Here is a 14,470-nt window from a genome sequence, read left to right on the forward strand (position 1 = left end):
GAAAAATTTTGATATTTCAGACAGGCATTTTATGCTTAAAAGCGGCGCTTCAAATTACAGGCTTGCATGATGCTGACTGCCAGCTCCTCCACCGATTTGTGGGTCGTATTGGTAAACGCGATATTATGCCGTCGAAACATAGCCTGTGCATCCGCCACTTCGCTTTTGCAGGTGTTAAGGTGGGCGTATTTCGAATCGGGGCGCCGCTCTTGGCGGATTTCCTGTAAACGTTCGGGCTGAATGGTCAGGCCGAATAATTTGTTTTTAAACGGTTTGACCATACGCGGCAAATCAGGGCTTTCCAAGTCGTCCGGCGTGAGAGGGTAGTTTGCCGCACGGATGCCGTATTGCAGGGCAAGATAAAGGCAGGTCGGCGTTTTGCCGCTGCGGGATACCCCCATCAGAATCACATCGGCGGTTTGCAAGTCTTTGGCGCTGATGCCGTCGTCGTGGTTCAACGAAAAATTGACCGCTTCCATTCGCGCATCATAACGGTCGGCATCGACGATGCCGTGCAATTTGCCGATGGAATGGCGCGCTTTCACACCTAATTCCTGCTCCAACGTATTGAGAAACGCATCGAAAAAGCTCAGATTCAATCCCGCACTGCTTTGCACGATTTTTCGGATATCCGGGTTGATTATGCTGGTGAATACCAATGGTCGCAGCATATCTTGCTCGGCCGAATTATTGATAATCTGCACCATAGCGTGAGCTTTTTCTACAGTGTCGACAAAAGGATAAGTTGCGCGTTTAAATTGAATGCCTTCAAATTGATCCAGCAGGGCTTCACCCATGCTTTCGGATGTAAGGCCCGTTCTATCGGAAATAAAAAATGCTCTGCGACGCGACATAATTGCTCACTTTGTATTTGGCAAGTTGGGGAAATAAAAAGCATCATAGCAATCTGAAAGCATTATTGGAAGCGGGTTTTCTTGGGTTACTTCAAATTACACAAAATAAATTCATACTGATAAATAAAAATTAAATTTTAAAAGATTTATTGTTGTGAAATTATATTGCGATTAAGAATTTATTTTTCTCATGAGTTGTGGCTTGCCGCTTCTTTTTAATCTTATATATTACATGTAATTACAGGTTTGATTACAAATAAAACTATTCTGATTCGGGCGTTTGCTAAAGGTCGGTTTCCGCAATATTTCGGCCTTGCCGGCGTTTTATCCGATTCCGAAAAAGCATGACAGGCTACGTTTGACTGGTTAGAATGACATCGCAAAAATTTTTATTTCCCTATAACCCCTGCAAATTGGATTGAAACAATGTCTGAAAATTACGTTATCTGGTTTGAAAACCTGCGTATGACCGACGTGGAAAGCGTTGGCGGTAAAAATGCCTCTTTGGGCGAAATGATCAGTCAGCTTACGGAAAAAGGCGTTCGTGTTCCGGGCGGTTTTGCAACGACGGCGGAAGCATACCGCGCATTCTTGGCGCACAACGGGCTGAACGAGCGTATTTCCGCTGCCTTGGCTGCTTTGGATGTGGAAGACGTTACCGAATTGGCGCGGGTGGGTAAAGACATCCGCCAATGGATTTTGGATACGCCGTTTCCCGAGCAATTAGATAAAGAAATCGAAACGGCATGGAATAAAATGGTGGCCGACGCGGGCACCGACCAGATTTCGGTTGCCGTACGCTCCTCGGCCACGGCGGAAGATCTGCCGGATGCCTCTTTTGCCGGTCAACAAGAAACTTTCTTGAATATTAATGGCTTGGATAATGTTAAAGAAGCGATGCACCATGTGTTTGCTTCTCTTTATAACGATCGCGCCATCTCTTATCGGGTACACAAAGGCTTTGCCCACGATATCGTTGCCTTGTCGGCAGGTGTGCAGCGCATGGTTCGCTCCGATAGCGGAGCCGCCGGTGTGATGTTCTCGATTGATACCGAATCCGGCTTTGAAGATGTTGTATTTGTTACGTCTTCTTATGGCTTAGGTGAAACAGTTGTGCAAGGCGCGGTTAACCCCGATGAGTTTTATGTGCATAAGCCTACGCTGAAAGCAGGTAAGCCGGCAATTCTGCGCAAAACAATGGGTTCCAAACTCATCAAAATGACCTTTACCGACAGCGCACAAGCCGGTAAATCAGTGCAAACGGTAGACGTGCCCGAAGCCGATCGCAAACGTTTTTCCATTACCAGCGAAGAAATTACCGAATTGGCTAAATATGCGCTGACTATTGAAGAGCATTATGGACGCCCGATGGACATCGAATGGGGCAGAGACGGTTTGGATGGCAAACTGTATATTCTGCAGGCTCGTCCGGAAACTGTGAAATCGCAAGAAGCGGGCAGCCGTGTATTGCGCCGTTACAATATCAGCAATAAAGGCGCAGTTTTATGCGAGGGTCGTGCCATCGGCCAGAAAGTAGGCCAAGGTAAAGTGCGTTTGGTTAAAGATGCGTCGCAGATGGATGTGGTTCAGGTGGGAGACATTCTGGTTACCGATATGACCGACCCGGATTGGGAGCCGGTAATGAAACGGGCTTCGGCCATCGTTACTAATCGAGGTGGCCGTACTTGCCACGCTGCGATTATCGCGCGTGAATTGGGTATTCCCGCTGTTGTGGGTTGCGGCAACGCATCCGAATTGTTGCAGGAAGAGCAGGAAGTTACCGTATCTTGCGCGGAAGGCGATACCGGTTTGATTTACGAAGGTCTGGCTAATGTTGAAGTAAGCGAAATTCCGCTTGATAACATGCCCGAGCCGCCTACTAAAATTATGATGAACGTGGGCAATCCCGAATTGGCCTTCTCGTTCTCCGGTTTGCCGAGCGAAGGCATCGGTTTGGCGCGCATGGAATTTATCATCAACCGCCAGATCGGTATTCACCCGAAAGCCCTGCTGGAGTTTGACCGTCAAGATACCGATATCAAAGCGGAAATCACAGATCGCATCGCAGGCTACGCCTCGCCGGTTGATTTTTATGTAGATAAAATCGCCGAAGGGGTGGCAACATTGGCGGCATCGGTTTATCCGCGTAAAGTCATTGTGCGCATGTCTGATTTCAAATCCAACGAATATGCGGGCTTAATCGGCGGCAACCGTTACGAGCCACATGAAGAAAATCCCATGTTGGGCTTCCGCGGCGCGGCGCGTTATGTGTCTGACGATTTCAAAGAATGCTTTGCTTTGGAATGTAAGGCGTTGAAATATGTGCGCGACGAAATGGGTCTGACCAATGTGGAAATCATGATTCCGTTTGTGCGCACGTTGAGCGAAGCCGAGCAAGTGGTTAAGGCTTTGAAAGAGAACGGTCTGGAGCGTGGTAAAAACGGCTTGCGTCTAATTATGATGTGCGAAGTGCCGAGCAATGCTTTGTTGGCCGAGCAGTTCTTGCAATATTTCGACGGCTTCTCCATCGGTTCCAACGATATGACCCAGCTTACTTTAGGCGTGGATCGCGATAGCGGCGGTTCGATTGCGGCTACGTTTGACGAGCGTAATGCTGCGGTTAAAGTGATGCTGCATCTGGCCATTTCAGCGTGCCGCAAACATAACAAATACGTTGGTATCTGCGGGCAAGGGCCTTCGGATCATAAAGATTTCGCCAAATGGTTGGTGGAAGAAGGCATCGGAAGCGTTTCGCTGAACCCCGATACCGTGATTGAAACTTGGCTGTATTTGGCTAATGAATTGAAGAAATAATGCCTGTCTGAAAAAAAGCGCCGCTTGAGAGATTAAGCGGCGCTTTTTTTCAGATAGACATTGACATGATTCGGATTTTTTATGTGGTTATTAGTAAAACACCCTTCAGCATCATGAAAATGCTAAAGGGTGTTACAGGGAATTGGTGCCCAGGGTCGGACTCGAACCGACACACCTTTCGGCGGGGGATTTTGAGTCCCCTGCGTCTACCAATTTCGCCACCTGGGCGGGATAAACTATTTTTGTGGCTGGAACCGATTTGATTTATCGGCTATTGCTATCTGGTGCCCGGGGTCGGACTCGAACCGACACACCTTTCGGCGGGGGATTTTGAGTCCCCTGCGTCTACCAATTTCGCCACCCGGGCTGGAGAAGTTGGCTATTATAGCAGCTAAATAAATCTTGTAAACCATTACGATTGGTTTGATAAGCTTGCTTATGCAAGTTTTTGATTCACCTTAAAACATTTTATAAACACATAATGATGGGAAAACGCGGTAATATATAAAGCTTCCAATCTTTTTAAAAGTAGATGAATCATGAGGCTGCTGACACTGGGTTTGGCATTCATATTGGCACTTTCTGCCTGTTCGCAGAAAAATGCAAACGAGCAGGCCGTTCAATCGGTTGCGTCTGTTTTTCAAGGCAGTGATATTAGCCGAGACAATATCGGTGGGAATTTTACGTTGACCGCGGATAATCACAAGCCTTTCGATATGGCAAGCTTACATGGGAAGGTGGTGATTCTGACTTTCGGATTTACCCATTGCCCTGACGTATGCCCAACGGAATTGGCCGGCTACGCTGATGTGATGAAGCAATTGGGCGAGCAAAGTAAGAATGTGGCCGTGGTATTTGTGAGTGTTGATCCAGAGCGGGATACACCTGAATTGGTGGGTAAATATGCACGGTTGTTTGACGAGCGATTCATCGGATTGTCTGCGGCAAACGGGCAAGATGTTGCGGCCGTGCAGAAGCTTTATCGTGTTACGGCCAGGAAAATAAAAGGAAAAACAGCCGATGATTATACGGTAGAGCATACTGCCGGAACATATTTACTGGATAAAAACGGCCGGGCGGTGGTGTTTGAGCCTTTTGGCAAAACGGCCACGGAAATCGCCGATGATGTAAAAACCTTGTTAAAATGAGGTTGAACCGGGTCTGTCTTTTTCAGACAGGCTTCTTTTATGGAAAACTATATGCAAGATACAAACTTAACCATTGCCTTATCCAAGGGCCGTATTTTTGAAGAAACGCTGCCGCTTTTGGCGGCTGCCGGAATCGTTCCCGTTGAAGATCCTGAGGAATCGAGGAAGCTGATTATCGGCACAAATCATCCGGAAATCCGGCTTGTTATCGTACGCGCGAGCGATGTGCCGACTTATGTGCAATACGGTGCGGCGGATTTCGGTATTGCGGGAAAGGATGTGTTAATCGAGCATGGCGGAGAAGGGCTGTATCAGCCGTTGGATTTGAAGATTGCTCGGTGCCGTATGATGGTGGCCGTGCCTAAAGGTGTGGATTATGCATCGGTATCGCGACCGGGGCAGCGCTTGCGTGTGGCAACCAAATATCCGGGTATCGCGGCCGAGCATTTTGCGGCAAAGGGTGTGCATGTTGATTTGATTAAGCTTTACGGCTCTATGGAGCTGGCACCGCTGGTTGGGCTTTCTGATGCGATTGTCGATTTGGTGTCAAGCGGTAATACTTTGCGGGCCAATCATCTGGAAGCGGTAGAGCATATTGTGGATATTTCAAGCCGCTTGGTGGTGAATAAAGCGGCTTTGAAGATGAAATATGCCTTAATCGAACCGATTATCGGTGCTTTTGCCGAGGTGGTAAACGGCGAGAAGTAGGCCGACCGAAAAAGCCGAGCTTTATTGACATTGTCAGCGTGTAACCTGTTATCAAGGGTGCCGGCATCAGTGCGGTGGAAAGACACTATTTCGCATTTTGATTTTCAAATGGATTGAAGCCTGTCTGAAAATACAATCTATTCATGATAAACAAGCTATGAATATTACATCAGATAAAAAACTTGCCGTTCTCATCGACGCCGATAATGCGCCGGCCGATATTATCGACCGCCTGCTGGAAGAAATCGCGAAATACGGCATCGCCAGTGTGAAACGCATCTATGGCGACTGGAGCCACGGTCTCAACAAATGGAAAGCGGCGCTGCTTCCGCATGCCATCATTCCCGTTCAACAGTTTGCCTACACCAAAGGCAAAAACGCTACCGATATGGCGCTGGTTATTGACGCGATGGACTTGCTTTACAGTGGCAATTTTGACGGTTTCTGCATCGTTTCCAGTGACAGCGATTTTACCCGCCTTGCCAGCCGCCTGCGTGAAAGCGGTCTTACAGTGTATGGTTTTGGCGAGAAGAAAACGCCCGAGGCTTTCCGCAAAGCTTGTGACAAATTTATCTATACCGAAATTTTCCGCCCTGAAAAGGCAACGGCCGAAAAGAATAAAAATAACGGTAAAACCAAGCCGGCTGCGGAATCAGGCAATTCAACCTTCGATGCCGCAACCTTGATTAAACGTGCCGTGCGTGAAAATGCCGATGATTTGGGCTGGGCGAATTTAGGGCCGATCGGCAGTTATATCAACAAAATCAATCCTGATTTTGACCCGCGCCTTTATGGTTACAGCAAACTTTCAGAGTTGATCAAATCATTCGATTTATTTGAGTCCCGCACCGATAACAATCAAGTGCAGGTTCGACGACGACCGATTGCCGAAAAAAGCGGTAAATTGGCCGATAACAAGGCGGAAGCGCAGAATGCTCAGCCAAGTGGGCAGTCAACTGTAACCGATGTTGTCTCTACTAATGCGCAGACAGGGCAGGTTGTCGAGCCAGCTGGCAAAAGTAAGCGTAATGTTCGCAAACCGCGCGCCGAGAGCTTAGAGAAGCCGGAAGCGGTGCCTCAATCTCAATCAGCAACGGCGGAAGAGGCGGTTAAGCCCAAAAATGGCGGCAGAGCTGTTTTTACCAAATTGATTCCGTTGGTGCAGCAGGCTGTTGATGCTGTTGCCGATGGCGAAGGTTGGGCGCGTTTGGGTGATGTATTGAAGCAGCTTGCGCCGAATGTTAATCCGCACCAGTATGGTTTCGATACAGATCGTGCTTTGGTTCATGCTATTTATGCCGATTGGCTGGAAATTAAAAAAATAGGGCGCGGTGAGCGAGTGCGTGTCAATAAACGGTTTGTCAGCAAAGATTGAAGTATATTTTTAAAATATTATTATGGATATGCCGTTTTTCAGATAGGCCTGTCTGAAAAAATGAGATTCCAAACAGAAAGATTAAATCATGAAATACTTAACCACCCAATCTCCAGATTTTCAATCCGAGTTGCAAAGCCTGCTTGCCTTTGAAACCGCACAAGACCCGAAAGTCGACCAAATTGTTGCTGATATTTGCGCCGACGTGCAAAAACGCGGCGATGCGGCGGTTATCGAATACAGCAACCGGTTCGACGGTACATCTGCTCAGACGATGGCCGATTTGACTTTGAGCCAAGACGAATTGAAAGCTGCTTTCGATAAGCTGCCCGAAAACGTGCAGAAGGCTTTGCAAACCGCTGCGGCACGCGTGGAAAGCTATCATCAGCGTCAAAAAATGGAATCGTGGAGCTATACTGATGACGACGGCACGTTGCTTGGCCAACAAATCACGCCGCTGGATCGGGTTGGCATTTATGTGCCCGGTGGCAAAGCGGCGTATCCCAGCTCGGTGATTATGAATGCCATGCCTGCGCATGTGGCGGGCGTGCCTGAAATCATCATGGTAGTGCCGACGCCCAAAGGCGAGCGCAACGATATTGTATTGGCGGCGGCGTATGTGGCCGGTGTTACCAAAGCGTTTACCATCGGTGGTGCGCAGGCTGTGGCTGCATTGGCTTATGGTACGGCAACCGTGCCGCAGGTGGATAAAATCACCGGCCCGGGCAATGCTTTCGTTGCGGCGGCCAAGCGTCGCGTGTTCGGTGTGGTCGGTATTGATATGGTAGCGGGGCCGTCGGAAATTCTGGTGATTGCCGACGGTAGCACTCCAGCCGATTGGGTGGCGATGGATTTGTTTAGCCAAGCGGAACACGATGAAATCGCGCAAGCGATTCTAATCGCAACTTCGCAGCAATATCTCGACGAAGTGCAAGCAGCTATGGATAAATTGATTGAAGAAATGCCGCGCCGAGCCATTATTGAAGCTTCATTAAGCAATCGGGGCGCGTTTATTCTGGCAAAAGACTTGGATGAGGCTTGCCAAATCGCCAATTATATTGCGCCCGAGCACTTGGAATTATCAGTAGAAAATGCTGAATTATGGGCGCAGAAAATCCGCCATGCAGGTGCGATTTTTATGGGGCGTTACACCAGCGAGAGTTTGGGCGATTACTGCGCCGGGCCGAATCATGTTTTGCCAACCAGCCGTACCGCGCGTTTTTCTTCGCCATTGGGAACGTATGATTTCCAAAAACGCAGCAGCCTGATTCAGGTTTCCGAAGCAGGTGCGCAAAAACTGGGTCGAATCGCCAGTGTGTTGGCGCATGGCGAAAGTCTGACGGCTCATGCCCGTGCAGCGGAGTTTAGGCTGAAGGATTAATCTGAGAATTTGATGTAATGGCATTCTCGGTTTTACATGGAATCCAAATGCCTGTCTGAAAGAGATGGTAATATTTTTGTGAAAGCCATCCTTTTAGGGTACAGCCTTGCCTATTTTTGAACTAGGTAAAACGGGGCTAAGCTAATGCAATAATGCCTGTCTGAAAATTTTCAGACAGGCATTCGTTATTTAGAGTCGGGCTCTTCTATAAAAGATTGAATCGGGTTTTAGGAAATTCGCTCGATTTTGGCGCCGACTTTGCCCAGCTTCGTTTCGATGTGTTCGTAGCCCCGATCGAGATGGTAGATGCGCTCGACGATGGTTTCTCCGTCCGCAACCAAACCGGCCATAACGAGGCTGGCCGAAGCGCGCAGGTCGGTAGCCATGACGGTGGCGCCGGAAAGTTTCTCCACGCCTTTGACGACGGCGGTATTGCCCTCGGCGGTAATTTCCGCACCCATACGGTTAAGCTCGGGAACGTGCATGAAACGGTTTTCAAAAATGGTTTCGACTACTGTACCTTCGCCCTCTGCTATTGCGTTCATGGCCATAAATTGAGCCTGCATATCGGTGGGGAAGCCGGGGTGTTCGGTGGTGCGGATGTTGACTGCTTTCGGGCGTTGCTGCATATCAATGGCAATCCAATCATCACCCGCTTCGATAATGGCGCCTGCTTCCGTTAATTTATCCAATACGGCTTCCATGGTTTTCGGCGCGGCGTTGCGCAATACCACTTTACCGCCGGTCATGGCAACGGCACACAGGAACGTACCCGCTTCGATACGGTCGGGCACCACACTATGTTCGCAGCCGTGCAGGGTTTTTACGCCTTCAACCGTCATGGTGGCGGTTCCGATGCCGCTGATTTTGGCACCCATTTTGACCAGGCATTCGGCCAGGTCGACCACTTCCGGCTCGACGGCACAATTTTCCAAAACGGTGGTGCCTTCGGCTAGGGTAGCGGCCATAAGCAGGTTTTCGGTGCCACCTACGGTGATCACGTCCATAACCACGCGGGCGCCTTTCAGACGGCCTTTGGCTTTGACATAGCCGTGCTCAATGGTGATTTCAGCGCCCATTGCTTCCAAGCCTTTGAGGTGTTGGTCGACCGGACGCGAGCCGATGGCGCAACCGCCGGGCAGGCTGACTTGGGCTTCTCCGAAGCGTGCCAGCGTGGGGCCGAGCACTAAGATGGAAGCGCGCATGGTTTTGACCAGTTCGTATGGTGCAATGGTGTTGTTGACGGTGCCGCCGTTGATTTCAAACTCGTGGATATTGTCGGTTAATACGCGGGCGCCCATGCCTTGCAGCAATTTTTGCGTGGTTTTGACGTCGCGCAGCATCGGCACGTTTTTCAGGCGCAGCGTGCCGTCGGTCAGCAAGCCGGCGCACATCAGCGGCAGGGCGGCATTTTTGGCACCGGATACGGTAATTTCGCCGTTTAGCGGGCCGTTGGCAGAAATTTTAAGTTTATCCACAATGATTCTTTCGGTAGGGCGGAAAAGGAGAATTATACTAGAGAAGGGTGTTTGTTTGGGCTCTGTTTTTAATAATGCCTGTCTGAAAACGCGATGTTTTAGACAGGCATTGCTTGTTTACCCGGGTTAGCCGGCGGTTTTCAAAATATCAAGGTAGGATTGGAGATGTGCTTTCAAATCATTGGCATCAATCCATTCTCCTTGTTGCCTTTCGGCGAACGTGCCGTTTTGCAAGTCGGTAACCAACGCATCGAACGTGCCGTTTTCATTGACTGCCATTTCCAGGAAATAGCGGTGGTTGCTTTGAGAGAGGTAAATCGAATCGGCTGTTTCTTTAAACGGAATGCCTTTGGTTTGCAAATGAATAATGAAAGCCTGTAGGAAAGTTCTTTTATTCATCAATCGCTCCTCATTTTAATTGCCTTTGGCCGCCCACTCTTCGGGTGTGGCGGCGGTTTGGATTGAGAGGGCGTGCAATTCGTTAGATGCCAGCTTTTCAGACAGGCCGTCTTTAATCATCCGGTGCCGCGCCAAACGGGCTTTGCCTGCAAAATCTTCGGATACGATAACGGCAAAAAAGTGATGGCCGTCGCCTTCCACTTCGATATGTTGGCAATCGGCGATGTCGGCAATCATTTGACGGACTTGTTCGGGTGTCAGCATTGTGTTTCCTTTAGTTTTGAATTTTTCCATATTATAAAACAGATGGTCGGTTTGGGGCGGCCTTATTGTATAATCGACCGAATATTGGTTTAAATACTCTTACAGAAGGCTATCATGATTCGGTTTGAACAAGTTTCCAAAATTTATCCGGGTGGTTTTTCTGCGATTAAGAATCTGAGTTTTCAGATTAAAAAAGGCGAAATGATTTTTCTGGCCGGCCATTCCGGTGCGGGAAAGTCGACGGTGCTTAAGCTGATTGCCGGCATTACCAAGCCGACCGAGGGCAAGGTGTGGATGAACAATCAGAATATCGGCGACCTTTCCGATAACCAGCTTGGTTTTTTGCGCCAGCATATCGGCATTGTTTTCCAAGACCACAAAATTTTATATGACCGCAATGTGCTGCAAAACGTGATATTGCCGTTGCGAATCACCGGCTATGATGCCAAAACGGCTGAAAAACGGGCGATGGTTGCGATAGAGAAGGTCGGTTTGTCGGGTAAGGAAAAAGCAGATCCGATTACCATGTCGGGCGGGGAGCAGCAGCGTTTGTGCATCGCCCGTGCGGTGGTGCACCAGCCTAGCCTGCTGATTGCCGACGAGCCTTCCGCCAATCTCGACCGGGCTTACGCTTTGGACATTATGGAATTGTTTAAAACGTTTCATGAAGCCGGAACAACGGTCATCGTGGCGGCGCATGATGAAAGCCTGATGGCGGATTACGGCCATCGGATTCTGCGCTTGCAGCAAGGGAGGTTTGCATAATGGGCATGAAACATTATTTTTCGCTGCATGCGGAATCGGCAAAAAGCGCAGCGGTGCAGTTTGTGCGCCAGCCTTTGGGCATGTTTCTGATTTTGGTGATGCTTTCAATCGCCATGACATTGCCGTTGTCGCTTTATTTGGGCGTTCAGAGCGCGCAGGCTTTGGTTGGCAAGATGAATGAAGCGACTCAGATTACGCTTTATATGGAATCCGGTGCCGAGGCGAGTGATGACGATGAGGTTCGCAAATTGCTTTCACAAGATAAACGGATTGAGAAATATGAGTTTGTCGGCAAACAGCAGGGTTTGGAAGAATTGCAAAAAAGCATGGGGCGTCAGGATTTGGTTTCCATGCTGGATGAAAACCCTTTGCCCGATGTGTTTATCGTTACGCCGCAAGGGCATCCGGCACCCGATGAAATGAGGGCTTTGCAGCATGATTTGGACGAGCTGCCTATGGTAGAAAGCGCGCAGCTTGATGCCGAATGGATGCAGACTTTATATCAGGTAAACGATTTTGTGCGGAAAATATTTTATTTTCTAGCCATAACGCTGAGCTTGGCTTTTGTGTTGGTGGCGCACAATACCATCCGTTTGCAGATACTGAGCCGTAAAGAAGAAATTGAGATTACCAAACTTTTAGGCGCGCCATCATCGTTTATCCGCCGGCCTTTTCTTTATCAGGCGGCTTGGCAGAGCTTGTTGGCAACCGGCGTGAGCCTTGCGCTGTGCGCTTGGCTGATGAGCGCAACCCGGCCTTTGGTCAACCAAATATTCAAGCCTTATGGGTTGAATGTGGATTGGCGTTTTTTTACTTTTCCAGAGATTTTGTTGGTATTGTTGGTGGTTACCGCTTTGGGTATGGGCGGTGCTTGGCTGGCGACGCAACAGCATTTGCTCGGATTTAAAGCGAAGAAATCGTAAGGTTTGCGCATAACAAATGCCTGTCTAAAACTTTTCAGACAGGCATTTATGCTTTCATTTTACCTTTCAAACATGGCTCAGGCTTTAGCCAGCTTTTGGGTATAGGCAATCAATTCTTGTTGCTTGGCTTTTGCCTTGCCGGAATCAATGGCTTCTTCGGCTCGTGCAAAACCTTCTTCCAATGAATCAGCCAGACCGCCGGTATAGATGGCGGCGGCGGCGTTGAGCAGTACGATATCGCGTGGCGCTCCTTTTTCTCCGACCAGAACCGCGTTCATCATATTTAGCGATTGCAGGCTGTTTTCCACACGAATTTCATTAAGGTGTGCCCGCGGCGCAATACCGAATTGCTCGGGTGAAATATCGTATTCAGTAATTTTATTGTTTTTCAGCTCGGCAACGCGAGTAGAGCCGGTCAAAGTAATTTCGTCTAAACCATCGCTGCCGCAAATGACTAAAACGTGTTTGGAGCCGAGCTGTTGTAAAACGCGCGATAAAATGCCGCATAAATCAATATGGAAAACGCCTAGTAGCTGGTTGGGCGCACCTGCCGGATTGGTTAGCGGGCCGAGCACGTTAAAAATAGTGCGGATGCCCAATGAGCGCCGCACCGGTGCGACATGGCGCATTGCCTGATGATGGCTGGGTGCAAACATAAAACCCATTCCGGTTTCATCAATGCAGCGGCCAACTTGCTCGGGAGTAAGCTGGAGCGCAACGCCCATCTGCTCCATCACATCGGCTGCGCCGCTGGAAGAAGATACGGAGCGGTTACCGTGTTTGGCAACCTTAACGCCGGCAGCGGCGGCAACAAACATGGTTGTGCTTGAAATATTGAATGTTTTGGCACCGTCGCCACCGGTGCCGACGATATCAACTAAATTATCTCGCGTTTTAACCGGTGCCGGAATGGCAAATTCGCGCATCACTGTGGCGGCAGCGGAAATTTCGGATACGGTTTCCACCTTGATTCTCAAGCCGACCAAAATCGCGGCGATTTGTTCCGGAGCAACTTGGCCGCTCATAATCTGGCGCATCAAGTCGCTCATTTCGTCGTAAAAAAGCTCGTTGTTATCAATCAGGCGGGCGATGGCTTGCTGGGGCGTAATCATCAAATTGTCTCTTATTCGGCGTTTGGTTAGGCGGCTTGGAAATCTTGAAATTCTTCAAGGAAACGACTCAGCATATCATGGCCGTGTTCGGTAAGCAGCCCTTCGGGGTGAAATTGCAGGCCTTCAATCGGGTAGGTTTTATGACGAACGCCCATAATCTCGTTATCGTCTGTCCATGCTGTAATTTCAAGGCAATCGGGAAGCGTGTTACGTTCAATAACCAAGCTATGGTAGCGAGTGCAAGTAACCGGATTGGGCAGATTTTCAAACATGCCTTTATTCAGATGATGAACGGGAGAAACTTTGCCGTGCATCAGGGTTTGTGCTCGCACGATATGCCCCCCGAAAGCCTCGCCGATGGTTTGATGGCCAAGGCAAATGCCCATAATTGGTAATTGGCCGGCAAAGTGCTGCATGGCAGAAATAGAGATGCCCGCTTCTTTAGGCGAACATGGGCCTGGGCCGATGACAAGGTAGCTCGGCTTGAGTTTTTCGATTTCTTCCAGCGTGATGTCGTCATTACGGCGAACCACCACTTCTTGCCCGAGTTCGGAGAAATACTGCACGATGTTGTAAGTAAAGCTATCGTAATTATCTATCATTAAGAGCATGGTTTGCTTTCAAAGATGCCTGTCTGAAAAGGCGGTGGGCACGGTTTATTTGACGGTATCCAAATTCTCCGGCTTATTGATAAAAGCCCACAGTTCTTTATCTGTTCGGAAAATATTTTTACGGATGACATAGGTCAGATTGCGGCGCACACGGCTGTCGGCAGGGCGGTAAACAACCTTCATACCGCTGTGATGCGCGGCAATCTCAAGGATTTTGGCAGAGAAACGAGGTTGATGCAGCCGTGGAATAATCATGGGATGACGCTGAATATATGCGTTCAAATCACGGCTGCTATCATTGTAGGAACGGCCTTTTTTATCGATAAATACAATCGTAAAAGGCATTTTTTTCAGGTAGTCCATCGGGGGGGGGGGGGGGGGGTTATAATGGTTTGTTGGGTTTTTTTATTACCTAAAATCATATGGAACTATACCGCGAATCTGAGTAGCTGAAAAGGATCATGGCAAATTTCGTAGAATAATGATTGAGTTGAGAAACTGGTTGTATTGGTGATTCATGTTGAACTTTAAATACATGAAAAGAAGCAATGTATTTTACTAAATATTAGTAGTTATAAAATTTAAGGGGCTGTCCTAGATAACTAGGACAAATCATGCTTTACTAATTGTTTTAAAAT

General features: G+C 48.7%; 14 protein-coding genes and 2 tRNA genes. 7 read left to right on the forward strand and 9 right to left on the reverse strand.

Annotated elements, in window-relative coordinates; genetic code table 11:
- Window positions 1-35 precede the first annotated feature (35 nt).
- The gene (locus Q4A84_RS10075; RefSeq protein ID WP_303088803.1) at window positions 36-854 is read right to left on the reverse strand and encodes a pyruvate, water dikinase regulatory protein; all 819 of its coding nucleotides are present in this window, start codon (window positions 852-854) and stop codon (window positions 36-38) included.
- Window positions 855-1,280: 426 nt separating this feature from the next.
- On the opposite strand from Q4A84_RS10075, the gene ppsA reads away from it, so the two are divergent.
- Window positions 1,281-3,668: a phosphoenolpyruvate synthase gene (ppsA, locus tag Q4A84_RS10080; RefSeq protein ID WP_303088804.1), complete on the forward strand. Its 2,388-nt coding sequence runs from the start codon at window positions 1,281-1,283 to the stop codon at window positions 3,666-3,668.
- Window positions 3,669-3,811: 143 nt separating this feature from the next.
- Here the strand turns inward: ppsA and Q4A84_RS10085 are convergent.
- Window positions 3,812-3,896, reverse strand: a tRNA-Leu gene (locus Q4A84_RS10085).
- A 54-nt stretch (window positions 3,897-3,950) separates the two neighbouring features.
- Window positions 3,951-4,035 (reverse strand) — tRNA-Leu (locus Q4A84_RS10090).
- A 172-nt stretch (window positions 4,036-4,207) separates the two neighbouring features.
- On the opposite strand from Q4A84_RS10090, the gene Q4A84_RS10095 reads away from it, so the two are divergent.
- The 4 genes from Q4A84_RS10095 (at window position 4,208) to hisD (ending at window position 8,280) form a co-directional block, all read left to right on the forward strand.
- Window positions 4,208-4,816 carry an SCO family protein gene (locus Q4A84_RS10095; protein WP_303088805.1) on the forward strand — a complete coding sequence of 203 codons (609 nt, stop codon included), beginning with the start codon at window positions 4,208-4,210 and terminating at the stop codon, window positions 4,814-4,816.
- A gap of 51 nt (window positions 4,817-4,867) precedes the next feature.
- Window positions 4,868-5,524: an ATP phosphoribosyltransferase gene (hisG, locus tag Q4A84_RS10100; protein ID WP_303088806.1), complete on the forward strand. Its 657-nt coding sequence runs from the start codon at window positions 4,868-4,870 to the stop codon at window positions 5,522-5,524.
- A gap of 157 nt (window positions 5,525-5,681) precedes the next feature.
- Entirely contained in the window at window positions 5,682-6,899 is a 1,218-nt protein-coding gene (locus tag Q4A84_RS10105; protein ID WP_303088807.1) for an NYN domain-containing protein, read from the forward strand.
- An 88-nt stretch (window positions 6,900-6,987) separates the two neighbouring features.
- Entirely contained in the window at window positions 6,988-8,280 is a 1,293-nt protein-coding gene (hisD, locus tag Q4A84_RS10110) for a histidinol dehydrogenase (RefSeq protein ID WP_303088808.1), read from the forward strand.
- A 227-nt stretch (window positions 8,281-8,507) separates the two neighbouring features.
- Here hisD and murA read toward each other — a convergent pair whose 3' ends face one another.
- From murA to Q4A84_RS10125, 3 genes are all read right to left on the reverse strand, one after another.
- Window positions 8,508-9,758 (reverse strand): UDP-N-acetylglucosamine 1-carboxyvinyltransferase, encoded by a 1,251-nt coding sequence (gene murA / locus Q4A84_RS10115; RefSeq protein WP_303088809.1) that lies wholly within the window; start codon window positions 9,756-9,758, stop codon window positions 8,508-8,510.
- Window positions 9,759-9,884: 126 nt separating this feature from the next.
- The gene (locus Q4A84_RS10120) at window positions 9,885-10,157 is read right to left on the reverse strand and encodes a hypothetical protein (RefSeq protein WP_303088810.1); all 273 of its coding nucleotides are present in this window, start codon (window positions 10,155-10,157) and stop codon (window positions 9,885-9,887) included.
- Between the two features lie 15 nt (window positions 10,158-10,172).
- On the reverse strand, window positions 10,173-10,421 hold the full coding sequence (locus Q4A84_RS10125) for a BolA family protein (protein WP_303088811.1): 249 nt from the start codon (window positions 10,419-10,421) through the stop codon (window positions 10,173-10,175).
- A 114-nt stretch (window positions 10,422-10,535) separates the two neighbouring features.
- Between Q4A84_RS10125 and ftsE the strand changes: the two genes are divergently transcribed.
- Together ftsE and ftsX are read left to right on the forward strand one after the other, a co-directional pair.
- Window positions 10,536-11,186: a cell division ATP-binding protein FtsE gene (ftsE, locus tag Q4A84_RS10130; protein WP_303088812.1), complete on the forward strand. Its 651-nt coding sequence runs from the start codon at window positions 10,536-10,538 to the stop codon at window positions 11,184-11,186.
- Window positions 11,186-12,109, forward strand: coding sequence for a permease-like cell division protein FtsX (gene ftsX / locus Q4A84_RS10135; RefSeq protein WP_303088813.1), 924 nt, complete (start codon window positions 11,186-11,188; stop codon window positions 12,107-12,109). Before ftsE ends, ftsX begins: the two co-directional genes overlap by 1 nt.
- A gap of 77 nt (window positions 12,110-12,186) precedes the next feature.
- Here ftsX and trpD read toward each other — a convergent pair whose 3' ends face one another.
- From trpD to Q4A84_RS10150, 3 genes are read right to left on the reverse strand one after another with little or no spacing between them, the layout of a single operon-like run.
- Window positions 12,187-13,221 carry an anthranilate phosphoribosyltransferase gene (trpD, locus tag Q4A84_RS10140; protein WP_303088814.1) on the reverse strand — a complete coding sequence of 345 codons (1,035 nt, stop codon included), beginning with the start codon at window positions 13,219-13,221 and terminating at the stop codon, window positions 12,187-12,189.
- Between the two features lie 26 nt (window positions 13,222-13,247).
- Complete coding sequence (locus tag Q4A84_RS10145) at window positions 13,248-13,832, reverse strand: aminodeoxychorismate/anthranilate synthase component II (protein WP_303088815.1); 585 nt, start codon at window positions 13,830-13,832, stop codon at window positions 13,248-13,250.
- A 45-nt stretch (window positions 13,833-13,877) separates the two neighbouring features.
- Window positions 13,878-14,177: a hypothetical protein gene (locus tag Q4A84_RS10150; RefSeq protein WP_303088816.1), complete on the reverse strand. Its 300-nt coding sequence runs from the start codon at window positions 14,175-14,177 to the stop codon at window positions 13,878-13,880.
- Between the last annotated feature and the right edge of the window lie 293 nt (window positions 14,178-14,470).

It is taken from the genome of Neisseria sp. (genome assembly GCF_030527965.1).
Lineage (GTDB): Bacteria > Pseudomonadota > Gammaproteobacteria > Burkholderiales > Neisseriaceae > Neisseria.

Bases quoted from the DNA above. Each gene is read 5' to 3' on its own strand.
- Q4A84_RS10095 (WP_303088805.1), top strand. From the start codon at position 4,208: ATGAGGCTGCTGACACTGGGTTTGGCATTCATATTGGCACTTTCTGCC.
- ppsA (WP_303088804.1), top strand. From the start codon at position 1,281: ATGTCTGAAAATTACGTTATCTGGTTTGAAAACCTGCGTATGACCGAC.
- ftsE (WP_303088812.1), top strand. From the start codon at position 10,536: ATGATTCGGTTTGAACAAGTTTCCAAAATTTATCCGGGTGGTTTTTCT.
- hisD (WP_303088808.1), top strand. From the start codon at position 6,988: ATGAAATACTTAACCACCCAATCTCCAGATTTTCAATCCGAGTTGCAA.
- Q4A84_RS10145 (WP_303088815.1), bottom strand. From the start codon at position 13,832: ATGCTCTTAATGATAGATAATTACGATAGCTTTACTTACAACATCGTG.
- Q4A84_RS10120 (WP_303088810.1), bottom strand. From the start codon at position 10,157: ATGAATAAAAGAACTTTCCTACAGGCTTTCATTATTCATTTGCAAACC.
- Q4A84_RS10125 (WP_303088811.1), bottom strand. From the start codon at position 10,421: ATGCTGACACCCGAACAAGTCCGTCAAATGATTGCCGACATCGCCGAT.
- trpD (WP_303088814.1), bottom strand. From the start codon at position 13,221: ATGATTACGCCCCAGCAAGCCATCGCCCGCCTGATTGATAACAACGAG.
- hisG (WP_303088806.1), top strand. From the start codon at position 4,868: ATGCAAGATACAAACTTAACCATTGCCTTATCCAAGGGCCGTATTTTT.
- Q4A84_RS10075 (WP_303088803.1), bottom strand. From the start codon at position 854: ATGTCGCGTCGCAGAGCATTTTTTATTTCCGATAGAACGGGCCTTACA.
- ftsX (WP_303088813.1), top strand. From the start codon at position 11,186: ATGGGCATGAAACATTATTTTTCGCTGCATGCGGAATCGGCAAAAAGC.
- Q4A84_RS10150 (WP_303088816.1), bottom strand. From the start codon at position 14,177: ATGCCTTTTACGATTGTATTTATCGATAAAAAAGGCCGTTCCTACAAT.
- Q4A84_RS10105 (WP_303088807.1), top strand. From the start codon at position 5,682: ATGAATATTACATCAGATAAAAAACTTGCCGTTCTCATCGACGCCGAT.